This window comes from Leucobacter chromiireducens subsp. solipictus (assembly GCF_016758195.1).
Taxonomy (GTDB): Bacteria; Actinomycetota; Actinomycetes; order Actinomycetales; family Microbacteriaceae; genus Leucobacter; species Leucobacter solipictus.
Map to the genome: position 1 here is coordinate 51496 of NZ_QYAC01000001.1, position 24723 is coordinate 76218.

The window sequence follows — 24723 nt, forward strand, 5'->3', positions numbered from 1 at the left end:
TCGTGGCGCAGCAGGAATGGAGCGATCCCGGCCTGAGTGACCGCCTCGACGCGGTGCAGGCAGGGGTCGCCGACGCGTGCCGCGCGGCTGGCCGGCCGCGCGAGGACGTGACGCTGATCGTCGTCACGAAGTTCCACCCGCCCGAGCTCGTTCGCGCGCTCGCCGGGCTGGGCGTGCGCGACGTCGGGGAAAATCGACACCAGGAGGCGCAGGCCAAGGCGGAAGCCCTCAGCGACCTCGATCTGCACTGGCACTTCATCGGCCAGCTCCAGACGAAGAAGGCGCGTCAGGCCGCGCGCTACGCGCGATCGATTCACTCGATCGACCGACCGCGGCTTGTCGACGCGCTGACAGATCTTGAGCGGCCGATCGATGTGTTTCTCCAGGTCAATATGACCGACGATCCCGGCCGCGGGGGAGTCGCGCCCGCAGAGCTTGAGGCGCTGGCCGAACACGCCCTCGAGAATCCGTCGCTCACGCTTCGCGGAATCATGGCGGTGGCCCCGCTGGACGAGGCACCCGCACAGGCCTTCGCCCGCCTCTCGGACTACTCGGCGCGCGTCCGCGCCGTCGCGCCTGACGCCACCGCGATCTCTGCGGGAATGACGCACGACTACGTCGAGGCCATCGCCGCGGGTGCGACACACCTGCGAATCGGCAGCGCAATCACCGGCAATCGGCCCGACCCCCGATAGTCTCGAACCACCGCACCGTTGGGAGAGAAAATGAGCAACCCGCTGAAGAAGACCATGGTGTTCCTCGGCCTCGCCGAAGAAGAGCTCGAGGAGCAGGCCGCCGCGACGCAGCCGGCCCCCGCCCCTCGCGCGACCCCCGCAGCCGCCGCCTCGGCTCCGGCCGCCGCGAAGCCGGAGCCTGCGCGGCCCGCCGCGCAGCGTGCTGCCGTGACGCCGCTGCGACGAGTCACGCCCACGAAGCCGGCCGCTGCGCAGCCGCTCAACGAGATCCTGACGGTGCATCCGACGGAGTACCGGGACGCCAAGATTGTCGCCGAGAGCTTCCGTGACGGAGTTCCCGTGATCATTAACCTCTCGCGCATGGACGAGGCCGATGCGAAGCGGCTCATCGACTTTGCGAGCGGCCTGTCGATGGGCCTGCACGGCCGGATCGAACGGGTGACGAGCAAGGTGTTCCTGTTGTCGCCGGAGCACATTGAGGTCGCCGGGGACGACTCGCGGGCGAACGACAGCGGTTCATTCTTCGTCTCTCCCACGGCGTAACCGGTGGAGTTTGTACTGATCATTGGGACCATTCTGAAGGTGGTCCTCCGGATCTACACCCTGGTCCTCTGGGTGCGATTCGTGCTCGACTGGATCACGGTGCTGAACCGAAACTTCCGCCCTCGGGGCGGACTCGCGCTGGCCATTGAACTGGTCTATACCGTGACGGATCCGCCGATTCGGATGTTCCGGAAGCTCCTGCCTCCGATCCGTCTCGGGCAGGTCTCCCTGGACCTCGGCTGGATGCTCGCAATGCTCTCCTGCTGGATCCTGATTGCAATTATTCCCGGGTGGTAACGCGTCAGTTCTGCAAGAACACGGCATTATTTGCTAGCGTGGAACTAGACCACGTGCTTGTGAGCGTTGTCACAGACCACGTCAGTGGTCCCGAAGCGAAAGAGACGTAACGATGGCCCTGACTCCCGAAGACGTCGTGAACCAGAAGTTCACGATCACCAAGTTCCGCGACGGCTACGATCTGGACCAGGTCGACGACTTTCTCGACACCATCGTCGAGGTGCTCCGCGAGCACGAAGAAGAGAAGTCCGGCCTGCAGGCGCAGATCGACGAGCTGACCGCGAAGCTTGCGGCCTGTGAGGCAGGGAAGGGCGAGGACACGGCGGGCGCCGCGTCCGAACAGACCATCGTGGTTGAGGCACCCGCCCCCGCACCGGTGGAGACGCCGGCACCGGCGGCCCCGGTTGCCGCTCCGGCCGGCGCGACGCAGCCCGACGCCGTGAAGTCGAGCGCCATGCTGCAGCTCGCACTCGAGCTGCACGACAAGCACGTCCACGAGGGTGAGACCACCCGTGACCAGCTGATCTCCGACGCCGAGGCGAAGCGCGACCAGATGATCCAGGACGCCGAGCGCACCGCGAAGCAGCTCGTTGAGGAAGCCCAGCAGCAGCGCGCGGACGAACTGCGCGAGCTCGGCGAAGAGCGCGGCGATCTCCAGTTCAAGATCAAGGACCTGCGCCAGTTCGAGAGCGAGTACCGCTCCACGCTTCGCTCCTACATCCAGTCGCAGCTGCGCGGCCTCGACGGCTCGCCCGAGCCCGCCGGTGCCCCTGACGGCCTGCAGTAGCGCGGAGCGTGTCCACCGCTTCTGAGGTTTCCAGCGACGCCACGGCCAATCGGCCGTGGCGTCGCTGGGTCCCGATCATTCTGTTCTGTGTCGCCCTCCTCGTGTGGGCGACGGATCAGCTCGTCAAGAACTGGGTCGTCACGAGCTTGCCCGAGGGCGTCACCGTGCCCGTGCTCGGCGATGTGCTGCGTTGGCACTTCGTGAGGAACCCGGGTGCCGCGTTCTCGCTCGCGAGCGGCTCCACCTGGATTTTCACGATCCTCGCGGTGGTTGTGGTGTGCGTGATCCTCTGGCAGATCCGACGACTGCGTTCGATCGCGTGGTCGCTGTTTCTCGGTCTGCTCCTCGGCGGGGTGCTCGGCAACCTCACGGACCGGCTCGCGCGTGAGCCAGGGTTCCCCGAGGGCCACGTCATCGACTTCATCTCCACGCCGTGGATGTGGCTCGGCTTCAACGAAGCGATCTACAACATCGCCGACATCGGGATCGTTTCAGGCATGCTCCTGTTCATCCTGATCACCCTGCTCGGACTGCCGATCGACGGGCGCACCCGGGCGCAGGCCCGCGCGGACGAGGCGGCGCTCGCCGAGGCGAAGCTCGCGGCGGCAGGGCCCGCTGCGGCACATCCCGCCGCGGAAGCGCCCAACCCGGGGGATCCCGACGTTCCGCGCCCCGACTCTGAGGATGGTCATGCAGCACCGTAGTCTCCCGGTCCCCGACGGTCTCGCGGGAGAACGCGTGGATGCCGCGCTCGCGAAGCTCCTGGGATTCTCGCGAAGCTTCGCGGCGGAGATCGCGCAGGGCGGGGGCGTCAGCCTGGACGGGCAGGTCCTCGGCAAGTCCGATCGGCTCGCCGCGGGCGGCTGGCTCGAGGTGTCCTGGACGGAGAAGCGCGGCCCGGAGATTATCCCGGTGGATCTCCCCGAACTGGGGATCGTGCACGACGACGACGACATCGTCGTGATCGATAAGCCCGCCGGCGTTGCCGCGCACCCCTCGCTCGGCTGGGACGGTCCCACGGTGCTCGGCGCGCTCGCCGGGGCCGGGTTCCGGATCGCCACCTCCGGTCCTCCCGAGCGGCAGGGCATCGTGCACCGCCTTGACGCGGGAACGAGCGGCCTGATGGTGGTGGCGAAGAGCGAGCGGGCATACAGCGAGCTCAAGCGCGCGTTCAAGGAGCGCGAAGTCTCGAAGATCTACCACGCCGTGGTGCAGGGGCACCCGGACCCCTTCTCCGGCACGATCGAGGGGCCGATCGGTCGGCACCCCGGCCACGAGTGGAAGTTCGCGGTGACGCGCGATGGGAAGCCGTCGGTGACGCACTACGAGACCCTCGAAGCGTTCCCGTACGCGACGCTGCTGGAGATCGAGCTCGAGACGGGGCGCACGCACCAGATTCGCGTGCACATGTCGGCGCAGCGGCACCCGTGCGTGGGCGACGGCATGTACGGCGCGGACCCGACGCTGTCGGAACGGCTGGGGTTGTCGCGGCAGTGGTTGCACGCGATGCGGCTCGGCTTCCGGCACCCGGGGACGGGCGAGGCCGTTGAGTACTCATCGGTCTATCCCGCGGATCTGCACCACGCGCTCGACGTGCTGTCGGGGTCGGAACCCCGCGACCTCTGACCGTCGCCGTCTCCTGAACCGCTCGCGCGCGGATCGGGTCTGTCCGCGCGGAGTGCGCCAGGGACCCGGGGGACGTCCCCGGGGCGGTTCGGCGCGACCAAGTTTCACCCCCGCGGAGGCACGCGCGGCGGCAGCTGCGACGGCCAGCGGTCAGCGTACGTATGACGAGCCCCTGCTCCCCTCACAGGCTGTTCATGGCCTTCTCCGAGGAGGCTCCTCGCCTCGCGGGTATTCGTTTGGATTGGCTGTTCGGACTTTCCGGAAACGTCCGGTTCGGCCCGGAACGACGCGGTTTTCTCCGCCCGGATGCTTCACTCATCACAGGGCGCTCCCGACTTCTGTGGGCCGCCCGGGGAGCGAGAGGAACGAGGCACCACGTGCATACACAGGCAAGCGAGCGGCACAGTGAGGCGCCGCTGACGGTCACGACCCGCGCGGCGAAAGTCAGCAGCGACGATTGGCACTTCCGTGCCATCTGCACACGGTGGCACACCGTCTTCAAGCGGACCGCGCAGCCGCAGGCGGCGTACAGCTGCCCGTGGTGCGACGCCGACGTGCGGTAACCCCCCGAAGACGCCGTCGCTCGCGCCCGACACGCGCCACCGTTCCCGTCCTCGGGGCGCTCCAGCCCGGCACGGGGTACCCTGGAGGGGTCGGTGAAAGGGGCCCATTCGGTGTCAGACAAAGACGGGTTCGTGCACCTGCACGTGCACAGCGAATACTCGATGCTCGACGGCGCGGCGCGCGTGAAGCCGTTGATCGAGGCGACCGCGGCGCAGGGGATGCCTGCGATCGCGGTGACGGATCACGGCAACACCTTCGGGGCGTTCGACTTCTGGAAAACCGCCCGCGATCACGGCGTGAACCCGATCATCGGCATCGAGGCGTACGTGACCCCGGGCACGCACCGGAGTGATCGCACCCGGGTGCGGTGGGGCGACGGCGGCGGCGACGACGTGTCGGGCGCGGGCGCGTACACCCACATGACCCTGCTCTCCGAAACGACGGCGGGCATGCACAACCTGTTCCGGCTGTCGAGTCGATCCTCGATCGAGGGGTACTACTTCAAGCCCCGCATGGACCGCGAGCTGCTGCAGCAGTACGCGAATGGGCTGATCGCGACCACGGGCTGCCCCTCCGGCGAGATTCAGACCAGGCTCCGCCTCGGGCAGTACGCCGAAGCGCGCGAGGCCGCCGCAGAGTTTCAAGCGATCTTCGGCAAGGAAAACTACTTCTGCGAGATCATGGATCACGGCCTCGAGATCGAACGCCGCGTCCAAAAGGATCTGGTGAAGATCTCGAAGGATCTCGGGATCCCGCTCGTTGCCACGAACGACCTCCACTATGTGCACGAGGCCGACGCGGAGTCGCACTCCGCGCTGCTGTGCGTGCAATCCGGATCGCGGCTTGACGATCCGAACCGATTCCAGTTCAGCGGATCCGGCTACTACCTGAAGACCGCCGCCGAGATGCGGCACATCTTCCGCGAGATGCCGGAGGCGTGCGACAACACCCTGCTCATCGCGGAGCGCTGCAACTCGGAGTTCAATACCTCGGCGAACTACATGCCGAACTATCCCGTTCCCGCGGGGGAGACCGAGGAAAGCTGGTTCATCAAGGAGGTTGAGCGGGGGCTCGAGTACCGCTACCCCGGCGGGATCCCGGACGCCGTACGCAAACAGGCCGAGTACGAGACGGGCGTCATCACCCAGATGGGCTTCCCCGGCTACTTCCTCGTGGTCGCCGACTTCATCAACTGGTCCAAGGACAACGGGATCCGCGTGGGCCCCGGTCGTGGCTCCGGCGCCGGCTCGATGGCGGCGTACGCGATGCGGATCACCGACCTGGACCCGCTGCAGCACGGCCTCATCTTCGAGCGCTTTCTCAACCCGGATCGCGTCTCCATGCCCGACTTCGACGTCGACTTCGATGATCGTCGCCGCGGCGAGGTCATCAAGTATGTCACCGAGAAGTATGGCGACGAGCGCGTGGCGCAGATTGTCACCTACGGCACAATCAAATCGAAGCAGGCGCTGAAGGATTCCTCGCGCGTGCTCGGTTTCCCGTTCGGCATGGGCGAGAAGCTCACGAAGGCGATGCCGCCCGCCGTGATGGCGAAGGATATCCCGCTCTCGGGCATCACAGACCCGGATCACCCGCGATATAAGGAAGCCGCCGAGTTCCGCGCGGTGCTCCAAGAGGATCCGGACGCGAAGAAGGTGTACGAGACGGCCCTCGGGCTCGAGGGGCTGAAGCGCCAGTGGGGCGTGCACGCCGCGGGCGTGATCATGTCGAGCGATCCGCTGATCGACATCATCCCGATCATGAAGCGCGAGCAGGACGGCCAGATCGTCACCCAGTTCGACTACCCCACCTGTGAGGGCCTCGGCCTGATCAAGATGGACTTCCTGGGGCTGCGCAACCTGACGATCATCTCCGACGCGCTCGAGAATATTCGGCTGAACCGAGGCGTGGAACTCGATCTCGAGCGGCTTGAGCTCGACGATCAGGCGTCGTACGAACTGCTGGCTCGCGGCGATACGCTCGGCGTCTTCCAGCTCGATGGCGGGCCGATGCGCGGGCTGCTGCGCCTCATGAAACCGGATAACTTCGAGGACATCTCGGCCGTGCTCGCGCTGTACCGCCCGGGCCCGATGGGCGCGGATTCGCACACGAACTACGCGCTTCGCAAGAACGGCCTGCAGCCGATCACGCCCATTCATCCGGAGCTTGAGGAGCCCCTGAAGGACGTGCTCGACACGACCTTCGGCCTCATCATCTACCAAGAGCAGGTGATGTCGATCGCGCAGAAGGTCGCCGGCTTCTCGCTCGGTGAAGCCGATATTCTGCGCCGCGCGATGGGCAAGAAGAAGAAGTCTGAGCTCGACAAGCAGTATGCGGGCTTCGCCGCGGGCATGGCCGAGCGAGGGTTTTCGCCGGCGGCCGTGAAAGCGCTGTGGGATATCCTGCTGCCCTTCTCGGACTATGCGTTCAACAAGGCGCACTCCGCCGCCTACGGTGTCATCTCGTATTGGACCGCCTACCTGAAGGCGCACTACCCGGGCGAGTACATGGCAGCGCTGCTGACGAGCGTCGGCGATTCGAAGGATAAGCTCGCGATCTACCTCAACGAGTGCCGCCGCATGGGCATCCAGGTGCTCCCTCCCGCGGTGAACGATTCGTTCGCGGACTTCTCCGCGGTCGGCGACGACATCCGATTCGGGCTCGGCGCGATCCGGAACGTCGGCACGAACGTGGTCCAGGCGATTCGCGAGGCCCGCGAGGAGAAGGGTGCGTTCGAGAGCTATCACGACTTCCTCAAGAAGGTGCCGCTCGTTGCGCTCAACAAGCGGACCATCGAGTCGCTCATCAAGGCCGGGGCGTTCGACGGGCTCGGCGGCACGCGCCGCGCGCTCGTCGAGATCCACGAGCAGACCATCGAGAGCGCGGTGAAGGAAAAGCGGGACGCCGAAAAGGGCAACGTCGGCTTCGACTTCGACAGCCTGTTCGCGGAGGTCGCTGAGGAGGCGGGGGAGTCGCCGGAGGCCTCGCAGGTGCCGGATCGCCCGGAGTGGACGAAGAAGGACAAACTCTCCTTCGAGCGCGAGATGCTGGGGCTCTACGTTTCGGACCATCCGCTGCGCGGGCTTGAATCGGCGCTCGCGAAGGAAGCCAGCGCGACCGTGCAGCAGGTCACGAACCCGGATGCGTCGCCGGGCTTCGACGGCGAGGTCGTCACCCTTGCGGGCCTGCTGACCGACGTGCAGCATCGGACCGCGAAGTCGGGCAACCTGTACGGCATGGTCACCATCGAGGACTTCAGCGGCGAAATGCAGGCCCTGTTCATGGGCAAGTCGTATCAGGAGTTCGGCAGCCTGTTGCAGCCGGACTCGATCGTGGCGCTGCGCGGCAAGATGAATGCGCGGGACGATGGCATGTCGATGCACGCGTATGGCGTGAAACCCATCGACGCGGGGGTGCAGGAGGACGCGGAGACGCTCATGCTCACCATCTCGGACGCCCGCGCGACCGAGGAGCTGATGGACGAGCTGAAGCGAACGCTGTTGCGCCACCGCGGGGAGAGCGAGGTACGGCTGAACCTGATGACCTCGACGGCGATCCGCGTCTTCGAGCTTCCGCTGCAGGTGCGGGTCTCGGCGGATCTGTTTGGCGAGCTGAAGGGGTTGCTCGGACCGCGGTGCCTCATGCCGCTCGAGGAATTGGTGGCTGCGGGCTAGCGCCTGCACGCCGTGGGGAAGCCGGAGTAGAGTGGGGACCGTGAACGAGATGCAGCAGGAAATCATCCGGGCGCTCGGCCCGGTCCCCGCGATCGAGCCGGCCGCGGAGGTGGAGCGCCGGGTAGGCTTCCTCGTCGAGTACGCGCGGGCAATTCCCGGCGTGCGCGGTTTCGTGCTCGGCATCTCCGGCGGCCAGGATTCCTCGCTCGCGGGGCGACTTGCGCAGCTCGCGGTCGAGCGGCTCCGCGCGGAGGGTCGCGAGGCGGAGTTCATCGCGGTGCGGTTGCCCTATGCCGTGCAGCAGGACGAAGACGACGCGCAGCTCGCGCTCAGCTTCATTCGGCCTGATCGTGCGGTGACCGTGAACATTGCGGCGGGCACGGACGGGCTCGTGGAGGAAGTGTCGGCCGCGACCGGCACCCCGCTCACCGACTTTACCCGCGGCAACGTGAAGGCGCGGATGCGCATGGTCGCTCAGTACGCGATCGCCGGGGACCGCGGGTTGCTCGTGATCGGGACGGACCACGCCGCCGAGGCGATCACCGGCTTCTACACGAAGTTTGGGGATGGTGCGGCTGACGTGATCCCGCTCGCGGGCCTGACCAAGGGTCAGGGGGCGGAGATGCTGCGCGCGTTGGACGCCCCGGAACGCCTCTGGCAGAAGATCCCCACGGCGGACCTGCTCGACGACCAGCCGGGCCAGACCGACGAATCGAGCCTCGGCGTCACCTACCCGGAGATCGACGGGTACCTGCGCGGCGAAACGGTATCCGCCGCAGCGACCGAGAACCTCGAGCGCCGCTACCGGGCGACCGAGCACAAGCGCCGCACCCCGGTGACGCCGGACGATACCTGGTGGCGCGGCGACGCGGAGCGGAGGGAACAGGCATGAGCACGACATTTGTGGTGGCGGGCGGCTGCTTCTGGTGCCTTGACGCGGCATATCGACAGCTGCGAGGCGTGACCGAGGTGCTCTCCTGCTACACGGGCGGCACCACCCCGTCGCCCACGTATGAGCAGGTCTGCACCGGTCACACCGGCCACGCGGAAGCCGTAGCCGTGACCTTCGACGAGGACGTGATCCCCGCCGAGGTGATCCTCGACGCCTTCTTCACGATGCACGACCCGACCCAGCTCAATCGCCAGGGTCACGACGTCGGCACGCAGTACCGCTCCGCCATGTTCCCCGCGGACGACGCGCAGACGGCACTGTTCGAGGCCGCTCGCCTGCGCGCCGCCGAGTGGTGGCCCGGGGAGATCGTCACGACGATGGAGCCCCTCGGCGAGGTGTTCCCGGCGGAGGACGCGCACCAGGACTTCTTCGCGAAGAACCCCACCCAGGGCTACTGCCTCGCGGTTGCCGTCCCGAAGGTGAACAAGGTCCGCGCGGCGTTCGCCGAGTATCTGCGGTAGTCACGCCGCCCCGCGTTCGGTGGTGGCGGCGTCCTCGCCGGACCCCGCCGCGTCGTTCAATCCGACGTCCGCGACGTCGCGCAGCACGCCGGCGGCGTAGCCGTGCTCAGTGCTCGGGCCGGAAATGCTCGGGACCCGAGGGGTGCCGCCCTGTGCCAGGGGCTCCGGGCTTCCCAGGAGCTCTGGGCTTCCCAGGGGCTCCGGGCCCTCCAGGTTCTCTGAGCCTGGACTTGTCGGGCTCTCCGTTCGCTCCGAGGCTTCCCGCGTCCCCGCGAGCTCCTCCGCCCGCGGGGACGCGGCGAACCGTGTGGTGCCCCAGCGGAGGTCGTGCCCCAGACCGTCCGCCTCGATCTCGACGTTCGTGCCGGAGCGATCGTCGCCCTTCCAATCCCGGACGCGGAGCCTGCCGGAGACCACGACCCGGTCGCCCAGCGACAGCGAGGCCTTGGCGTGTTCGGCGAGCCCCCGGAAGGCGTTCACCGTGTACCAGCTGGTCTCGCCGTCGACCCAGGAACTGGTGTCGCGATCGTAGCGGCGCGGCGTGTTCGCGACCCGGAAGGAACAGAAAGCGACGTTCGCGGCTGAGCGTACCAACCTGGGGGTGGTGCCGATGGTGCCGACGATGCCGACGGTAGTGGACATGATGGTGCTCCTTTGCCTGAATGGTAAGAACTGAGCCGACGTCGCTCGACGGGGGAGTGACGGCTTCCGCTCGTGACGAGCCTCCCTCCGTGGGCCGCCGGATATCCGGATCGGTGCGCTTCTGTGGAGGGATTTCGCTCGAACGCGGATATCCGCGGGCTGTGAGCGACGGAGACGCGGCTCACCGGCCGGGGCGCTCGCGAGCTCGCGCACGTCTCAGCCCGCCATCAGCCCGCGCCGCGCTGGGGGTGCGTAGACTGAGCGGGTGCCCAGAGGAATGAACCGCCCCCGTCGCGCCGTCGCCGCGCTGCTCGCTGTGACCGCGTCCGCCGCGCTGCTGGCGGGCTGCGCACTGCTTGAGGGACCCACTCCACAGACGCCCCCGCGCGAGACGCCGGCGGCCCCTGAGGTGGCACCCGAGCTCATCCCCGGCGGGACCGCGGAAGAGAACCTCCCGTACTTTACCGAGGTGCTGCGCGCCTACGGGGCGGGAACGAGCCCGATCCAGGGGCAGCCCGTCGTCGATGCGGTGGTTGCCGCGGGGTTCGATCCCGCGCTCATGCAGGTGAGCTTTGACCAGAGCAAGACGAACCTCGTCGCCGACAATATCTTCGTGTCGGTGCGCGTCGAAGCGAGCTGCCTGATCGGGCAGCTCGTGACGGAAGACCGCAGCACCTTCGCGGTGGTGGAACCGGCGATCGGACCGAACGGCGACATCTGCCTGATCGGAAAGACCGCGCCGATCGCGCAGAACGGCGGGTAGTCAGCTCACATCCCAGAGCAGCCGGTAGTACGCAATTCGCCCCGGATCGGGGTCGATGCCGTATCTGGCATATACGGTGTCGCTGTAGCCGGGACCATAGTTCCACTCGGTGCTCCACGCCGCGATGGCCAGGTCGGCCCAGCGATCCGCCACGCCGAGTTCCTGGAGATCCACGTGAGCGGCGAAGCGTCCGCGCTCGTCGAGGAGCGTGTTGGGGGCGCAGGCGTCACCGTGGCACACGACGGGATCCTCCAGCGGCGGCGCGTCGCGAAGGCGATCCCGCACCTGGGCGACGGTGAGGTGCTGGTACTCGGAAGACCAGCTCGCCGGGCCAGCGCCCGCGCGGACGCGGTCCTCGAACTGCTCGATTCGGCGCTCCACTGACCACGCGGCGGGGGCCTCGGCGACGGGCAGCTGATCGTGCAGGATCCGCAGCCCCACGCCGATCGCCCGGGCCGCGGTCTCGGGATCCGCGATCCAGCGCGGCGCAACGGCCGACTCCCCATCGAGCGCGGCGGTGATGAGCCACGATCCGGCGGCGTCGGACCCGTGATCCAGCACCCGAGGGACCGCAGCGCCGTGCGCCGCCGCCCAGGCCAGCCGATCGGCTTCCCGTGCGAGATCGATCTCCGGCGTGCCCGCCGCGGTCCACTTGATGAAGCGCGCGTCCGTGCCCGTGGCGCCCGGATCGTGGAAGGTCACGCCGCCGAGTCCGTTGACCCACACCGGGGTGAGTTCGCGCCCTCCGGTGAGCGCGGCGACCCGCGGCGGAACGGGGACGGGTCCGTCGGGAATTGCGGCGAGCGGTGCGGGACGGCTGTGCATGGGAGCAAGTCTCGCAGGTCCGCGGGCCGCTGCGCTCGCCCACACGGTAGAGTGGCCATATCCAATATTGACTTGCACACAGGGAGTTCGGGGCGCCACGGGCGCACGGAAAACATATGGCTGAGTACATTTACCAGATGGTTCGCGCGCGCAAGGCGCACGGCGACAAGGTGATCCTCGACGACGTGACCATGGCGTTCCTGCCGGGCGCGAAGATCGGCGTGGTCGGGCCTAACGGTGCCGGTAAGTCCACGATTCTGAAGATCATGGCGGGGCTCGACACCCCGTCGAACGGCGAGGCGATCCTCACGCCGGGCTACACCGTCGGCATCCTGATGCAGGAGCCGGAGCTGGACGAGGAACTCACCGTGCTCGCGAACGTGCAGCAGGGCGTCTCGGGGATCAAGGGGAAGCTTGATCGCTTCAACGAGATCTCCGCCGAGATGGCCAACCCGGACGCGGACTACGACAAGCTGCTGCCCGAAATGGGCGAGCTGCAAGAAGCGATCGACGCGGTCGACGGTTGGGACCTCGACAACCAGCTCGAGCAGGCGATGGACGCGCTGCGCTGCCCGCCGCCCGAGGCGATCGTGAAGAACCTGTCCGGTGGCGAGAAGCGCCGCGTGGCGCTCTGCAAGCTGCTGCTCGAGAAGCCGGACCTGCTGCTGCTCGATGAGCCCACGAACCACCTCGACGCCGAGAGCGTGCTGTGGCTTGAGCAGCACCTCGCGAAGTACCCGGGTGCCGTGATGGCCGTGACGCACGACCGGTACTTCCTCGACCACGTCGCCACCTGGATCTGTGAGGTCGACCGCGGGCGCCTGTACCCGTACGAGGGCAACTACTCCACGTACCTGGAGCAGAAGGCCGCGCGCCTCGAGGTGCAGGGCAAGAAGGACCAGAAGCTCCAGAAGCGCCTCAAGGAGGAGCTCGAGTGGGTCCGCTCGAACACGAAGGGTCGCCAGGCCAAGTCGAAGGCGCGTCTGGCGCGCTACGAGGAGATGGCTGCCGAGGCTGAGCGCACCCGGAAGCTTGACTTCGAGGAGATTCAGATCCCCGCGGGTCCGCGCCTCGGGAACCTCGTGCTCGAAGCGAAGGATCTCGTCAAGGGCTTCGACGGGCGGACGCTCATCGACGGCCTCTCGTTCTCGCTGCCGCGCAACGGCATCGTCGGCATCATCGGCCCGAACGGTGTGGGGAAGACGACGCTCTTCAAGACGATCGTGGGCATCGAGCCGCTCGACGGCGGCGAGCTGAAGATCGGCGAGACCGTCAAGCTCAGCTACGTGGACCAGACCCGTGGCGGGATCGACCCGAAGAAGACCGTGTGGGAGGTCGTCTCCGACGGACTCGACTACATCCAGGTCGGCAACACGGAGATCCCCTCGCGTGCGTACGTCTCGACCTTCGGGTTCAAGGGACCGGATCAGCAGAAGCCCTCGGGCGTGCTGTCCGGTGGTGAGCGCAACCGCCTGAACCTCGCGCTCACGCTGAAGCAGGGCGGCAACCTGCTGCTCCTCGATGAGCCCACGAACGACCTGGACGTCGAAACGCTCTCCAGCCTCGAGAACGCGCTGCTCGAGTTCCCCGGCTGTGCCGTGGTGATCACGCACGATCGCTGGTTCCTGGACCGGATCGCGACCCACATCCTCGCCTACGAGGGCACCGAGGAGAACCCCGCGAACTGGCACTGGTTCGAGGGCAACTTCGAAGCTTACGAGGCCAACAAGATCGAGCGGCTCGGAGCAGACGCGGCGAAGCCGTCGCGCGTCACCTACCGCAAGCTCACCCGCGACTAAGCGGCCTGAGAGCCCGATTCCCGTGGGGAGTCGGGCTCTCGTGTTTTCACCGGAGAAAGGGGGCGCACGGATGGCGCGCACCAGGATTGACATGGAGCTCCGCTGGGGCGATCAGGACGCCTACGGGCACGTCAACAATGTCGCGTTCGCGCGGTTCCTTGAAGAGGCACGAGTGCGGACCTTCTGGCTGGGATCCGGGCGCGAGCGCACCGGCATGGAGCGGCACTTTCGGAGTGACGACCCCGCGGGCCCGAAGATGCTCGTCGCGAATCAGCAGATCGAGTTCTTGCGGGTGCTCGAGTACTCGGAACGACCGATCACGGTGGAGCTGTGGATCGGAAAGCTGGGAGGATCGAGCCTGGAAGTGCACTACGAGATCGTCGAGGGTGCTCACCGGGACAGCGGCGACAGGGATATGGCCGACGCTCCCGCCGCGGGCGGCACGAACGCTGAGCGGAACGTGGTGGCCCGCGCAATCTCGCACATCGTGATCGTTCACGGCGAGACGATGCGCCCCCTTCGTCTCTCCGATGCGGGCCGCGCATCGGTCTCCGCGTGGATGGATGATCCCGTCCAGATGCGGCGCGGGTAGCGCGCAGGTCCCGGGAAGCGCGGGGCCGCACCCGGCGTGCGCCCCGCACCCCGCCTATCCGCTGAGCTCCGCCCGCAGCGCCGCGCGGACGCGCGAGTAGCGCTTGCGGGCCGCGGCCGCCCGGTAGCCGAGGACCTGGCCAGCTTCGGCGACGCCGAAACCCTCCCATGCGACGAGGAGCAGGAGTTCCCGATCCCGTTCCGGCAGTGCGCTGAGCGCACGACGGAGCTCCGGGTGCGCCTCGGGTGGTGACACCGAGACCGCGGTGAGTTCGTGGCGGAGTCGTTCGCCGAGCTCCGAATGCCGGACCCTGCCTCGGCGCGCACGCAGCAACACCTTGCGTGCAACACCGAAGGCGTATTGGCGTACCTGCTCGCGGGATGCCGGGAGTCGAGCGCCCTTCGCGACGAGCACGAGCAGCGTGTCCGCGGCCGCATCGGCGGCGTCGTCAGGATCGCCGAGCCGACGCCAGAAGTAGGCGTTGAGTTCCGGGAGGAGTTCCGCGAGGACGTCGCTGGGGTCGCCCCCGGCGAGATCCGCGCCGGATCCTGCGTGGGGCGGTTGTTCGGCCTGCGCCGCGTCCACGAGGCCGCGGATCGGGGCGGTCATGCGACGCCCTCCCCGGATCCCGCCTGCGCGGCTGCGCTGCGGCGAGTCCCCACCGCAGCCTCGGGGTCCGCCACGCCCGCCCGGGCGGCGATCGCACGGAGATCCACGTCGTACTGGGCCCAGTACGCGTCATCGATCATGACGGGTTCCGGTCCCAACGTCGCCGTGTACTCCGCGAACACGCCGTCGATCAGGGCCTGTCGGTCGACTCGATCCCACACCTCGCATCCCCGGCCCGCGCTGGCCTCAGCCTCGCACGACGACAACTCGAACTGGAGGAGCGCCTGCGCGGCGGCGGCGCGGTCCTCGGCCGCGGGATCCTGCACGCGAGCCACGAATGCCCACATCACGTACCGGATTCCGCCTCCGTCGGCGGCCGCGATGTGCGGCCACGCGGGGGCGGCACGGAGCGCATCGAGGGCGGCGCTGCGGCGCGGTGCGTCGTCGTCTCGATCGGCCTCGATCCACTCGACAATCCAGGCGAGCCAGAGTTCGCGCTCATAGTCCCCGCCGAGGAGCCCGTCGGCCAATCGGGTGGGCTCCGTGGACGCATAGCGCGCCGCGATCAGGCGGGCAGCCTCATCCCAATCGAATCCATCGGGTGCGGGGAGCTCGGTCGGTGCGACTGAGGCGACAAAGCTCGCGAAATCCGAGGTGTTCGGATCGATCCATTCCTCGCCGGCACTGACCTCCGACTGACCTGGCTCCGCGAACTCTCCCGTCTGGGCCGCGAAGAGTCGCTCGGCGATCGCGGCCGTCGGGAGGATCAGGGCGCCGGCAGCGAGCACGACGCCCGCCGAGACCGCCCAGCGTTTGCGGCGCTGCGTCCGCGCCGGCGTCGCCGCCGCGCGGACGAGCACCCGCGCGGCCCGAGGGCTGAGCTGGGGCGGGGTGCCCGCCAGGTCCTGCAGTTGCGCATCGAGCCGGGCGTCGAGAGCGCCGTGGGTCGTGCGATCGGCAGCGGTATTCGCGCCCGGAGCAGCACGACCGGCACCGCTCGGCGCCACAGGACGGTGGGGATCAGGATCAGACATGCGGGGTTCCTTCCGAGAAGCCATACCCATGACCTGCCGGTGTGCGCGGAAACGTGACAGATTCGTCGGATCGGCCTCGCGCCGGTGTCAGATCCGGCAGCCCAAGCAGCGCGTGATCCGTCGCCGCACGGTGCCCGCGACGGCGTTACTCGGTCGGGAAGCGGACCATGCCCTCCTGGCTGACGCTGGCGACGAGGTTGCCTTCGCGGTCGTAGAACCGGCCGTGGGTGAGTCCGCGGCCGTTCTGCGAGGTGGGAGACTCCAGCTCGTACAGCAGCCACTCGTCGACGCGGAACGGGCGATGGAACCACATGGCGTGGTCGAGGCTTGCGAAGCGCATGCCCGGCGTCGCCCAGGGGGTGCCGTGCTGCCGGGCGATGGGCTCAAGGAGGAGGTAATCGCTCGCGAACGCGAGAGCAGCCGAGTGGATCAGCGCGCTCGCGTCGAGCGTGTCCCGACTCCGCATCCACACCCGCTGGCGGTTGCTGCGCTCCGCGACCTCCAAGATGATGTCGGACTCGACGTAGCGGAAGTCGAAGGGGCGGTTCAGCACCCAGGAGGCCTGCCCGTTGCTCGCGAGGTGACCGTACTTCTCCCAGACGGTGGGCAGCGAGTCCGGATCCGGCAGATCCGACATGTCGCGCCGCTCCTGGTGTTCGACGCCCTCATCCGGGACCTGGAAGGAGGAGATGAGCGACATGAGCACCTGCCCCTCCTGGTACGCTTGCACGCGACGCGTCGAGAACGACCGCCCGTCGTAGAGCCGATCCACCTCGAACGTCATCCGCTCGGAGCTGTTGCCGGGGCGGAGGAAATACCCGTGCATCGAGTGCAGCGCGCGGCCCTCAGGGGCGGTCGTGCCGGCCGCCGCGAGCGCCTGCCCGAGCACCTGTCCGCCGAAGGAACGCCCGTGCCAGGTGGGCAGCGGGGGCCCCGTGAGGATGTCCTCGCGGGTGCGCGCACCCGAGTCGAGAACCGAGAGCATCGAGAGGAGATCGGCGGCGGTCATGGTTCCTCCAGGAAGCGGGTCCGAGCGGATAAGTCTCTCAAGTCTAGGGCTGCGGCGCGTGGCGGCGCGGGATCCCTCGCGGGCACGGCGGCGGTAGACTCGGGGGGATGGCTGCCACACTACTGCTCGCGGACCACGCGACGCGAGACGATCTCCGCATCTTTCTTGAGCGCTTGCAGAAGGTGGGGCAAGACGAGGTGCGGATCCTGACCCGCGGGTCGACGCTCGCCGTGTACGGCTGCACGCAGGCGCCGCGCGGGATCACGGATTCGGTGCCCGTGGTGCTCGTGATGCGCGCGTTCGCGCTCTCCGAGGCCCCCACCGAGGACGTCGACGAGACGGTGCTGGGCCGGTCCCTGCTGGACCGGATCGCGCGGCTCGGGATCATTGGGCTCGCGCTCGATGTCCCGGACGTCACCGCGATGGTGGCGTGGGCCGGAGTACTGCCGCCGGTCGCCGGGTGGGAGCCCGCGGGCGCGATCGATGCGCCCTCGCTGGGCACCGTGGCCGCGGAGGGGATTGCGCGCGTGGCCGAGCGGCTGCCGGCCGATCCCGGGGAAGCGCTCGTGCACAAGGTCCGCGCCACCGTGTGGGGTGCGGAGATCGCGCCCGGCGTCCCGGCCGCCGCGGCCTTTGCCGCGGAGACGCTCGGTTTCCTGGGGGAGTCCGCGCCCGTGCGCGTCTCGAAGTCCCTGACCTGGACGCGGCTCTCGACGGACCGCGGCCACGTGGTGGTGCGCTCGCTGCTCGGGTAGCGCCGCGGTCCTGGCCCCGCACGCGGTCGTTCTGCCCCGGCGAGGACTGGCGCAACCCCATTGAGCAGCCACATCGGCAGGTTCCCAGGCATCGGAAGGTTCGAAATTGGCACCTCGCACGGGGGTCCGCGCAGGTCCCCATCCCATGCTCCGCAGGCAGGGTGTTCAGCCATATCTGCGGAAATTCGGCGAGAACTCAATGTGGCGCGTACGCGAGCCTCGCGATGTGCGAGATGGGCGTCTCGGCACGAGCATTCGGCGGGGAGTGTGTGCGGCAGGGCAGAGCATGGCGCGCGGTCCGCGGCCTGGTGCAGCGATTTCCGCGAACCTCAGCTAGGATAGGGAGGTCAACCGGAGGAGTGTTTTCATGGCAAATGTCAACGGCATCATCGACCCGCCCATCGACGATCTGCTCGAAAAGGTGGATTCGAAGTATGCGCTGGTGATCTTCGCCTCGCAGCGTGCTCGTCAGATCAACGATTACTACACGGATCTGCACGACGGCAACCTGTTCGACAACGTCGGGCCGCTCGTCGACTCGTCTGTCGACGATAAGCCGCTGTCGATCGCACTGCACGAGGTCGTCGAGGGCAAGCTCTCGATGACGAAGCGTGCCGCGGAGGACGCAGCGTAATCTTCTGCTGCTTTCGCAGCTGTGTCGGTGGCGTCGGATACCCTGAAGGGACCGGCGCCACCGGTGTTTTCGGGGTTCGCCCCAGTTTCTCAATTACTTCCTACGCTCAAGGAGCCCCATCGTGTCGCTGCGTCAGTTCACCTCGGAGTCGGTCACCGAAGGCCACCCCGACAAGATCTGCGACCGCATTTCTGATTCCATCCTCGACGCCATGCTCGCGCAGGATCCCGGCGCGCGCGTCGCCGTCGAGACGCTCGTGACGACGGGTCTCGTGCACGTCGCCGGCGAGGTGTCGACGAGCGGGTACGTGGAGATCCCGCAGATCGTCCGCGACGCGGTGCGCGAGATCGGGTACACGAGCTCCGAGATGGGCTTCGACGGTTCGTCCTGCGGCGTCTCCGTGTCGATCGGCCAGCAGTCTCCGGACATCGCGGACGGGGTGGACAGCTCGCTCGAGCTGCGCACGGGTGCCCTCGACGACGAACTCAGCCGTCAGGGCGCGGGGGATCAGGGCATCATGTTCGGCTTCGCCACCGACGAGACCCCGGAACTGCAGCCGCTGCCGAGCTGGATCTCGCACCGCCTCGCCGAGCGCCTCACCGAGGTGCGCCGCGCGGGCATCATTCCGGAGCTCCGTCCCGACGGCAAGACGCAGGTGACGATCGGCTACGACGGCGATCGCCCGGCAAGCATCGAGGCCGTTGTGGTCTCCACGCAGCACCACCAGAGCATCAGTCAGCCCGCGTTGCGCGAGGCCGTGGAGCGCGAGGTCATCCGGCCCGTGCTGGAGCGCGTCGAGCTGCCCAGCGCCGGCGCCGAGCTGTTCATCAACCCGGCGGGCCCGTTTGTGGTGGGCGGCCCGATGGGCGACGCCGGGCTGACCGGCCGCAAGATCATCATCGACACCTATGGCGGCGCGAGCCGCCACGGCGGTGGTGCCTTCAGCGGGAAGGACCCGTCGAAGGTGGATCGTTCCGCCGCGTACGCCATGCGCTGGGTCGCAAAGCACGTGGTGCGGGCCGGACTCGCGAAGCGCGCGGAGCTGCAGGTCGCCTACGCCATCGGTCGGGCACACCCGGTGGGGCTCTACGTCGAGACCTTCGGCACCGAGACCGTGCCGCGCGAGCGGATCGAGGCCGCCGTGCGCGAGGTGTTCGACCTGCGCCCGCTCGCGATTATCCGCGACCTCCAGCTGCTGCGCCCGATCTACGCGCAGACCAGTGCCTACGGCCACTTCGGACGCGAGCTTCCCGACTTCACCTGGGAGGCCACGCCGCGCGTCGCGGAGCTGCAGGCCGCAGCCGGCGTGTAGGTGCGCGTGGGTTCCGCGTTCGAGCGCGCCGAGGGCGCGAACGGGCGCGCCGTCGCGCGCGTCCTGCTCGACTCGGCGCTCCCGCAGCTCGACCACCTCTTCGACTACGCGGTCCCCGCGGAACTGGCCGACGACATTCGCGTCGGGCAGCGTGTGCGCGTCCCGTTCCGCAACCGGGAACGAAAGTCCTTCGGCTACGTCATCGAGTTCGTCGACCGGAGCGAGTTCGGTGGCGAGCTCGCCCCGATCGCGGATCTCGTGACCACGGTGCCGCAGCTCACGCCCGAGGTGTGGCAGCTCGCGCGCGCCGTGGCGGATCGAGCGGGCGGATCCGCGGGCGACATACTGCGCCTCGCCATCCCGACGCGCCAGGTGCGCGTCGAGAAACAGCACCTCGCCGCGGCCGAGGCTGAGACTGAGGCCGCGCCTCCGGTGGAGCCCGCGCCCCCGGCAGATCCGGCGGATCTCGCACATCCCGGCGGCCCCGTAGCTCCTACAGCGTCCGCGGCTTCCGCAGCTTCCGCAGCTTCCGCAGTTCCTGCAGCGTCCGCGGCTTCCGCTGCCCCGAGCGCACCCGAAGCCGCCGTCGCCGCCGAGCTCGTCGCGGGTGCGCGCCTCGCGTTCACCGCCTCGCACGGGCCGGAGCGCCTGCACACGGGCGAGTGGGTGGGCAGCTGGGCCGCCCAGCTCGCCCGCACGGCCATCGCGGTGCACGCGCTCGGCCGGAGCGCGATCCTCGTGACTCCCGACTACCGGGATCTCGACCAGCTCCGGGACGCGCTTGCCGCGCTCGGACACGAGGACGCGGTGCGCGTGGACTCCCGCCAGTCGAACGGGGAACGCTACGCGAGCTTCCTGCGCGCACTCGACGGCGTGCCGCGGATCATTCTCGGCAACCGCTCGGCGGTGTATGCGCCCGCACACGAACTCGGGGCGATCCTGTTCTGGGACGACGGGGACCCGGTGCTCGCCGAGCCGCTGACGCCGTACGTGCACGCCCGCGATGCCGCGCTCGTGCGCGCCGAGCAGTCGCGTGCGGGTCTGTTTTTCATGGGCCACGCCCGGAGCTCCGAGGTCCAGCGGCTCGTGGAACTCGGCTACGTGCGGGATCAGGAGTTTCCGCCGCGCCGTACCCGGGTGATCCACGCGGACTCCTCGATCGCCCCCGATGCCTTCGCTGGCCGGGTCCCGGAGTTCGCGGCGCGCACCATTCGCGAGGGGCTGCGCAGCGGCCCGGTCCTCGTGCAGGTCGCGACGGCCGGCTACGCGCCGGTCGCGGTGTGCGGGGACTGCGGTGACCTCGCCCGGTGCCGCGCCTGCGCGGGGCCGATCGGCTTCCGTGTGGTCGGCCGCGCCTCGTGTCGCTGGTGCGGCACGTACGCGAGCGACTGGCGCTGTAGCACCTGCGATGGGGAGCGGCTGCGGGAGCGCGGTATGGGGTCCGCGCGCACCGTGGAACAGTTCGAGCGGCAGTTCTCCGGGGTCCGGGTCATCCTGAGCGACGGGGAGCACCCGCGCGAGCGCGTTGACGGCCGCGCGGCGCTGGTCGTGGCGACGCGCGGGGCCGAGCCCCTCGCGGCGGGCGGGTACCGCGCGGTGATCCTGCTCGACGCGGAGCGGCTCCTCAGTCTCGAGACGTTGCGCGCGGGGGAGGACTGCCTGCGGTGGTGGGAGAACGCCGCCGCGCTGGCCGCGCCCGACGGGCTGTGCCTGATGGCCTCGGGCGGGGGGCCCGTGGTGCAGGCCTTTGTGCTCGGGCAGAGCACGGCATGGATCCGGAACGAACTCCGGGACCGGCAGGCGCTCCGCTACCCGCCCGCCGTGCGCGTGGCGAGCGTGAGCGGCGGCCCGGACGAGGTGGAGCGCGCCCTGCAGCAGATCGCGGGCCTCCCCGGCGTCGATTTCCTGGGCCCCACGCCGCTCCCGGCCGGCGGTGCGGCGCGCACCCCGGCGGGGCTCGTGCGCGCGATCGTGCGCTTCGAGTACGGCCAGGGTGGCGAGGTCGCGCGGCGGCTGCGCGGGGCGCTCGTGGCGGATGCGGCGGGGGCCTCCTCCCGCACCCGCAGCAAGAGCGCTCCGGGCCGCGCGCGCCCCGAGGCGCTGCGGCTCAGGTTCGACGATCGCGGCGTGTTCGACGGCTGATCCCGCGTTCCGGGCCGTTCCTGGCATACGCTGAGCGCATGGATGGACTGAACGAGTTGGTGCTCGCAGCGGGGGATCGCCTCTGGACGTGGGCGGTGCTGCCCGTCCTGGTGGTGCTCGGCCTGTATTTCACGATCCGCTCCGGCGTGGTGCAGTTCCGGTGGTTCCCGGAGATGCTGCGCACACTCACGAACAAGACGCCGACGAATGCCGACGGCACCCCGCAATCGGTGTCCGCGTTCCAAGCCTTCACGATCTCCGCCGCGTCTCGCGTGGGCGTGGGCAACATCGCCGGCGTCGGGACCGCGATCGCGATCGGCGGCCCGGGCGCGGTGTTCTGGATGTGGACGATGGCGTTTGTCGGCGGGGCGTCAAGCTTTGTTGAATCGACACTCGGCCAGCTGTTCAAGGTGAAGGATCCGAACGGTTTTCGCGGCGGTCCCGCGTACTACATGCTGCACGGACTGCGCTCGCGGTGGATGGGCACGCTGTTCGCCGGGATCCTCATCGTGTGCTTCCCGTTCGCGTTCTCCTCGCTACAGGCCAACACGATCAGCGCGACCCTCGTGACGAGCATCGACGTGGGATCGAGCAGCGCCGGATGGATCACGCTCGGCGTGGGCATCGTGCTCGCGATCCTCACCGCGCTTGTGGTGTTCGGCGGGGTGCGCAGGATCGCGAGCGTCACGCAGGCGGTGGTGCCGGCGATGGCGCTTGCGTACCTGCTGCTCGGGCTGGTCATTGTCTTCCTGCACCTCGATCAGCTGCCGGCGGTGTTCGCATCGATCTACACGCAGGCCTTTGGCGTCAACGAGGTGGTGGGTGCCGCGTTCGGCATGATCCTGATGACGGGCATCAAGCGCGGCATGTTCTCCAACGAGGCGGGCCTGGGTTCCGCGCCGAACGCGGGCGCGAGCGCCGCGGTCACTCACCCGGTGAAGCAGGGACTCGTGCAGACCCTCGGCGTGTACTTTGATACCTTCCTGATCTGCTCGATCACGGCGTTTATCATCCTGGTGACGGGGCCGGACCTTGCGAACGCGACGCGGGGGATCGGGCTCACGCAGGAGGCGATCACCGGCACGCTCGGCCCGTGGTCGAACGTCCTGCTCAGCGTGATCATCTTCCTGCTCGCGTTCAGCTCGATCCTCGGCAACTACTACTACGGCGAATCGAACATCGAGTTCATTTCGACGAGCGCGCGCGTGCTCTTCGGCTACCGCGTGCTCGCCGTGCTCGCGATCTTCGTCGGCGCGATTGCGTCGGCGGATCTCATCTGGAACACCGCCGACGCGATCATGGGCGTGATGGCGCTCGTCAATCTGGTGGCGATCGGCCTGCTCTCGGGGCTCGTGTTCCGCCTCATGAAGGACTACTCGGCGCAGCGCCGGGCCGGGCGAGACCCCGTGTTCACCCGGGCGTTGATGCCCGATGTTGCCGGTATCTCCTGCTGGGAAGACGAGCAGAGTGTGACCGGGCAGATCACGGTCGAGGCCGGGACGCGGCGGACACGCTAACCCCGGGGTGCCGGATCCGGCATTCGGATCCGGCACCGCGATCCGGCACCGCGATCCGGCACTGCGCGTCGACGCAGCCCCGCCCCGCCCCCAAGCGTCCGCGATTACGCGCCGCGCAACCGTTCCGCCACGAAGTCGACGTCCTTGTCGCCGCGGCCCGACAGATTCGCGATGATGACGGCATCCTGCGGCAGCGTCGGCGCGAGCGTCACGACGTGGGCGAGCGCGTGCGCGGATTCGAGCGCCGGGATGATGCCCTCGGTGCGGGTGAGCAGCTGGAACGCGGCGAGCGTCTCCGCGTCGCTTGCGGTGACATACTCGGCGCGGCCGATCTGCGCGAGGTGCGCGTGCTGCGGCCCCACCCCGGGATAGTCGATCCCGGACGCGATCGAGTGCACGGGCGCGGGCTCGCCGTGCTCGTCCTGCAACACCTTCGTGTGCATGCCGTGCAGGGTGCCGGGGGTGCCGAGCGTCATCGTGGCGGCGTGGCGATCCCCGTCGAGTCCCTCACCGGCGGGCTCCACGCCGATGATGCGGACGGACTCGTCCGCGAGGAACGCGTCGAAGAGCCCCATGGCGTTGGAGCCGCCGCCGACGGCCGCGACAAGTGCGTCGGGGAGCTTGCCCTCGGCCTCGAGGAGTTGCGCGCGGGCCTCGCGCCCCACGACCGACTGGAAGTCCCGCACCATCGACGGGTACGGGTGCGGGCCCACGACCGAGCCGATCGCGAAGAAGTACTCGTCCGGGGCTGCGGCGTAGACGCCGAAGGCGGAGTCCACGGCCTCCTTCAGCGATTTCCCGCCCTCCTCGACCGCGACCACCGACGCGCCGAGCAGTTCCATGCGGACCACGTTCGGGTGCTGCTTGGCGACGTCGATCGCGCCCATGTGGATCTCGCATTTGAGGCCGAGCAGGGTGGCCGCGGTGGCGAGCGCCACGCCGTGCTGCCCCGCCCCGGTTTCGGCGATCAGCGTGGTCTTGCCCATCCGCTTCGCGAGCAGCGCCTCACCCAGGCAGTGATTGATCTTGTGCGCGCCCGTGTGGTTGAGGTCCTCGCGTTTGAGGTAGACGCGGGCTCCGCCGAGCTCGCGCGTCAGGTTCTCCGCGAAGTAGAGGAGGGACGGCCGGCCGACGTACTTCGCGAGGAGTGCCTGAAGCTCATCCTGAAATGCGGGATCCGCGGCCGCGGCGGCATAGGCCGCAGCCACCTCCGCGATGGGTTCGACGAGGAACGGCGGGAGGGCCGCGCCGCCGAACTCGCCGAAAAACCCGGCCGCGTCGGCGCGGTAGGGCGAGTCCGTGCGCTCGGTGGGGAGCGAAGAGATCTGTGTCATGTCTGTTCCTTCGAGGTGGGGCCCCTCGCAGACACACAAACACCGCCTACGAGTAGGCGGTGTCGGGATGCATGCAGATGCGTGAAGAGTGACCGCCCTAGGCGGCCCACCACTGATTCACGAAATGCATGAGGCGAGTGTAGCACCCCGCCGCGGG

23 protein-coding genes are annotated in these 24723 nt (G+C 68.6%); 17 read left to right on the forward strand and 6 right to left on the reverse strand.

Going from position 1 to position 24723, the window contains the following annotated elements:
* Window positions 1–2: 2 nt before the first annotated feature.
* The 9 genes from D3230_RS00210 to msrA all read left to right on the forward strand — a co-directional run bounded on the left by D3230_RS00210 (window position 3) and on the right by msrA (window position 9599).
* Window positions 3–695: a YggS family pyridoxal phosphate-dependent enzyme gene (locus tag D3230_RS00210; RefSeq protein WP_202343016.1), complete on the forward strand. Its 693-nt coding sequence runs from the start codon at window positions 3–5 to the stop codon at window positions 693–695.
* A gap of 30 nt (window positions 696–725) precedes the next feature.
* Entirely contained in the window at window positions 726–1238 is a 513-nt protein-coding gene (locus D3230_RS00215) for a cell division protein SepF (protein ID WP_202343017.1), read from the forward strand.
* A gap of 3 nt (window positions 1239–1241) precedes the next feature.
* Entirely contained in the window at window positions 1242–1535 is a 294-nt protein-coding gene (locus tag D3230_RS00220; protein ID WP_202343018.1) for a YggT family protein, read from the forward strand.
* Window positions 1536–1647: 112 nt separating this feature from the next.
* Complete coding sequence (locus D3230_RS00225; protein ID WP_202343019.1) at window positions 1648–2322, forward strand: DivIVA domain-containing protein; 675 nt, start codon at window positions 1648–1650, stop codon at window positions 2320–2322.
* Between the two features lie 8 nt (window positions 2323–2330).
* The gene (gene lspA / locus D3230_RS00230; protein WP_202343020.1) at window positions 2331–3026 is read left to right on the forward strand and encodes a signal peptidase II; all 696 of its coding nucleotides are present in this window, start codon (window positions 2331–2333) and stop codon (window positions 3024–3026) included.
* On the forward strand, window positions 3013–3948 hold the full coding sequence (locus tag D3230_RS00235; protein ID WP_202343021.1) for an RluA family pseudouridine synthase: 936 nt from the start codon (window positions 3013–3015) through the stop codon (window positions 3946–3948). The genes lspA and D3230_RS00235 overlap by 14 nt, the downstream gene beginning before the upstream one ends.
* 725 nt (window positions 3949–4673) lie before the next feature.
* Window positions 4674–8186 (forward strand): DNA polymerase III subunit alpha, encoded by a 3513-nt coding sequence (gene dnaE / locus D3230_RS00240; protein WP_237466701.1) that lies wholly within the window; start codon window positions 4674–4676, stop codon window positions 8184–8186.
* 40 nt (window positions 8187–8226) lie between these two features.
* Window positions 8227–9078, forward strand: coding sequence for an ammonia-dependent NAD(+) synthetase (gene nadE / locus D3230_RS00245; protein WP_420029006.1), 852 nt, complete (start codon window positions 8227–8229; stop codon window positions 9076–9078).
* Window positions 9075–9599, forward strand: a complete 525-nt coding sequence (msrA, locus tag D3230_RS00250) for a peptide-methionine (S)-S-oxide reductase MsrA (RefSeq protein WP_202343023.1) — start codon at window positions 9075–9077, stop codon at window positions 9597–9599. The genes nadE and msrA overlap by 4 nt, the downstream gene beginning before the upstream one ends.
* On the opposite strand, the gene D3230_RS00255 is transcribed toward msrA, so the two are convergent.
* On the reverse strand, window positions 9600–10241 hold the full coding sequence (locus tag D3230_RS00255) for a single-stranded DNA-binding protein (protein WP_202343024.1): 642 nt from the start codon (window positions 10239–10241) through the stop codon (window positions 9600–9602). It abuts the gene before it with no gap.
* Between the two features lie 265 nt (window positions 10242–10506).
* On the opposite strand from D3230_RS00255, the gene D3230_RS00260 reads away from it, so the two are divergent.
* A complete protein-coding gene (locus tag D3230_RS00260; protein WP_337249019.1) occupies window positions 10507–11004 on the forward strand; it encodes a DUF6993 domain-containing protein in 498 nt (165 codons plus the stop codon).
* On the opposite strand, the gene D3230_RS00265 is transcribed toward D3230_RS00260, so the two are convergent.
* Window positions 11005–11829, reverse strand: a complete 825-nt coding sequence (locus D3230_RS00265; RefSeq protein ID WP_202343025.1) for an aminoglycoside 3'-phosphotransferase — start codon at window positions 11827–11829, stop codon at window positions 11005–11007.
* A gap of 116 nt (window positions 11830–11945) precedes the next feature.
* On the opposite strand from D3230_RS00265, the gene ettA reads away from it, so the two are divergent.
* Together ettA and D3230_RS00275 are read left to right on the forward strand one after the other, a co-directional pair.
* Window positions 11946–13628 (forward strand): energy-dependent translational throttle protein EttA, encoded by a 1683-nt coding sequence (gene ettA / locus D3230_RS00270; RefSeq protein ID WP_202343026.1) that lies wholly within the window; start codon window positions 11946–11948, stop codon window positions 13626–13628.
* A gap of 70 nt (window positions 13629–13698) precedes the next feature.
* Window positions 13699–14220 carry an acyl-CoA thioesterase gene (locus D3230_RS00275; protein ID WP_202343027.1) on the forward strand — a complete coding sequence of 174 codons (522 nt, stop codon included), beginning with the start codon at window positions 13699–13701 and terminating at the stop codon, window positions 14218–14220.
* Window positions 14221–14274: 54 nt separating this feature from the next.
* Here the strand turns inward: D3230_RS00275 and D3230_RS00280 are convergent, their stop codons facing one another.
* The 3 genes from D3230_RS00280 to D3230_RS00290 all read right to left on the reverse strand — a co-directional run bounded on the left by D3230_RS00280 (window position 14275) and on the right by D3230_RS00290 (window position 16872).
* Window positions 14275–14829, reverse strand: coding sequence for an RNA polymerase sigma factor (locus D3230_RS00280; RefSeq protein WP_202343028.1), 555 nt, complete (start codon window positions 14827–14829; stop codon window positions 14275–14277).
* A complete protein-coding gene (locus D3230_RS00285; RefSeq protein WP_202343029.1) occupies window positions 14826–15863 on the reverse strand; it encodes a hypothetical protein in 1038 nt (345 codons plus the stop codon). Before D3230_RS00285 ends, D3230_RS00280 begins: the two co-directional genes overlap by 4 nt.
* A 145-nt stretch (window positions 15864–16008) precedes the next feature.
* Entirely contained in the window at window positions 16009–16872 is an 864-nt protein-coding gene (locus D3230_RS00290; RefSeq protein ID WP_202343030.1) for an acyl-CoA thioesterase, read from the reverse strand.
* Window positions 16873–16979: 107 nt separating this feature from the next.
* Here D3230_RS00290 and D3230_RS00295 point away from each other — a divergent pair, with 107 nt between their 5' ends.
* From D3230_RS00295 to D3230_RS00315, 5 genes are all read left to right on the forward strand, one after another.
* Window positions 16980–17627, forward strand: coding sequence for a DUF8185 domain-containing protein (locus D3230_RS00295; protein ID WP_202343031.1), 648 nt, complete (start codon window positions 16980–16982; stop codon window positions 17625–17627).
* Between the two features lie 367 nt (window positions 17628–17994).
* Window positions 17995–18261, forward strand: coding sequence for a DNA-directed RNA polymerase subunit omega (gene rpoZ / locus D3230_RS00300; protein ID WP_087014960.1), 267 nt, complete (start codon window positions 17995–17997; stop codon window positions 18259–18261).
* A 121-nt stretch (window positions 18262–18382) separates the two neighbouring features.
* Window positions 18383–19573, forward strand: a complete 1191-nt coding sequence (gene metK, locus D3230_RS00305; protein ID WP_202343032.1) for a methionine adenosyltransferase — start codon at window positions 18383–18385, stop codon at window positions 19571–19573.
* A 6-nt stretch (window positions 19574–19579) separates the two neighbouring features.
* Window positions 19580–21715, forward strand: coding sequence for a primosomal protein N' family DNA-binding protein (locus D3230_RS00310; protein ID WP_202343033.1), 2136 nt, complete (start codon window positions 19580–19582; stop codon window positions 21713–21715).
* Between the two features lie 38 nt (window positions 21716–21753).
* The gene (locus D3230_RS00315; protein WP_202343034.1) at window positions 21754–23232 is read left to right on the forward strand and encodes an alanine/glycine:cation symporter family protein; all 1479 of its coding nucleotides are present in this window, start codon (window positions 21754–21756) and stop codon (window positions 23230–23232) included.
* A 104-nt stretch (window positions 23233–23336) separates the two neighbouring features.
* On the opposite strand, the gene trpB is transcribed toward D3230_RS00315, so the two are convergent.
* A complete protein-coding gene (trpB, locus tag D3230_RS00320; protein WP_202343035.1) occupies window positions 23337–24566 on the reverse strand; it encodes a tryptophan synthase subunit beta in 1230 nt (409 codons plus the stop codon).
* Between the last annotated feature and the right edge of the window lie 157 nt (window positions 24567–24723).

Excerpts from the sequence above, each read along its gene's own strand:
- D3230_RS00290 (WP_202343030.1), bottom strand. The coding sequence starts at position 16,872 with ATGACCGCCGCCGATCTCCTCTCGATGCTCTCGGTTCTCGACTCGGGT.
- D3230_RS00285 (WP_202343029.1), bottom strand. The coding sequence starts at position 15,863 with ATGTCTGATCCTGATCCCCACCGTCCTGTGGCGCCGAGCGGTGCCGGT.
- ettA (WP_202343026.1), top strand. The coding sequence starts at position 11,946 with ATGGCTGAGTACATTTACCAGATGGTTCGCGCGCGCAAGGCGCACGGC.
- D3230_RS00280 (WP_202343028.1), bottom strand. The coding sequence starts at position 14,829 with ATGACCGCCCCGATCCGCGGCCTCGTGGACGCGGCGCAGGCCGAACAA.
- dnaE (WP_237466701.1), top strand. The coding sequence starts at position 4,674 with ATGCTCGACGGCGCGGCGCGCGTGAAGCCGTTGATCGAGGCGACCGCG.
- trpB (WP_202343035.1), bottom strand. The coding sequence starts at position 24,566 with ATGACACAGATCTCTTCGCTCCCCACCGAGCGCACGGACTCGCCCTAC.
- msrA (WP_202343023.1), top strand. The coding sequence starts at position 9,075 with ATGAGCACGACATTTGTGGTGGCGGGCGGCTGCTTCTGGTGCCTTGAC.
- D3230_RS00295 (WP_202343031.1), top strand. The coding sequence starts at position 16,980 with ATGGCTGCCACACTACTGCTCGCGGACCACGCGACGCGAGACGATCTC.
- rpoZ (WP_087014960.1), top strand. The coding sequence starts at position 17,995 with ATGGCAAATGTCAACGGCATCATCGACCCGCCCATCGACGATCTGCTC.
- D3230_RS00255 (WP_202343024.1), bottom strand. The coding sequence starts at position 10,241 with ATGTCCACTACCGTCGGCATCGTCGGCACCATCGGCACCACCCCCAGG.
- D3230_RS00235 (WP_202343021.1), top strand. The coding sequence starts at position 3,013 with ATGCAGCACCGTAGTCTCCCGGTCCCCGACGGTCTCGCGGGAGAACGC.
- D3230_RS00315 (WP_202343034.1), top strand. The coding sequence starts at position 21,754 with ATGGATGGACTGAACGAGTTGGTGCTCGCAGCGGGGGATCGCCTCTGG.
- D3230_RS00265 (WP_202343025.1), bottom strand. The coding sequence starts at position 11,829 with ATGCACAGCCGTCCCGCACCGCTCGCCGCAATTCCCGACGGACCCGTC.
- D3230_RS00215 (WP_202343017.1), top strand. The coding sequence starts at position 726 with ATGAGCAACCCGCTGAAGAAGACCATGGTGTTCCTCGGCCTCGCCGAA.
- D3230_RS00275 (WP_202343027.1), top strand. The coding sequence starts at position 13,699 with ATGGCGCGCACCAGGATTGACATGGAGCTCCGCTGGGGCGATCAGGAC.
- D3230_RS00225 (WP_202343019.1), top strand. The coding sequence starts at position 1,648 with ATGGCCCTGACTCCCGAAGACGTCGTGAACCAGAAGTTCACGATCACC.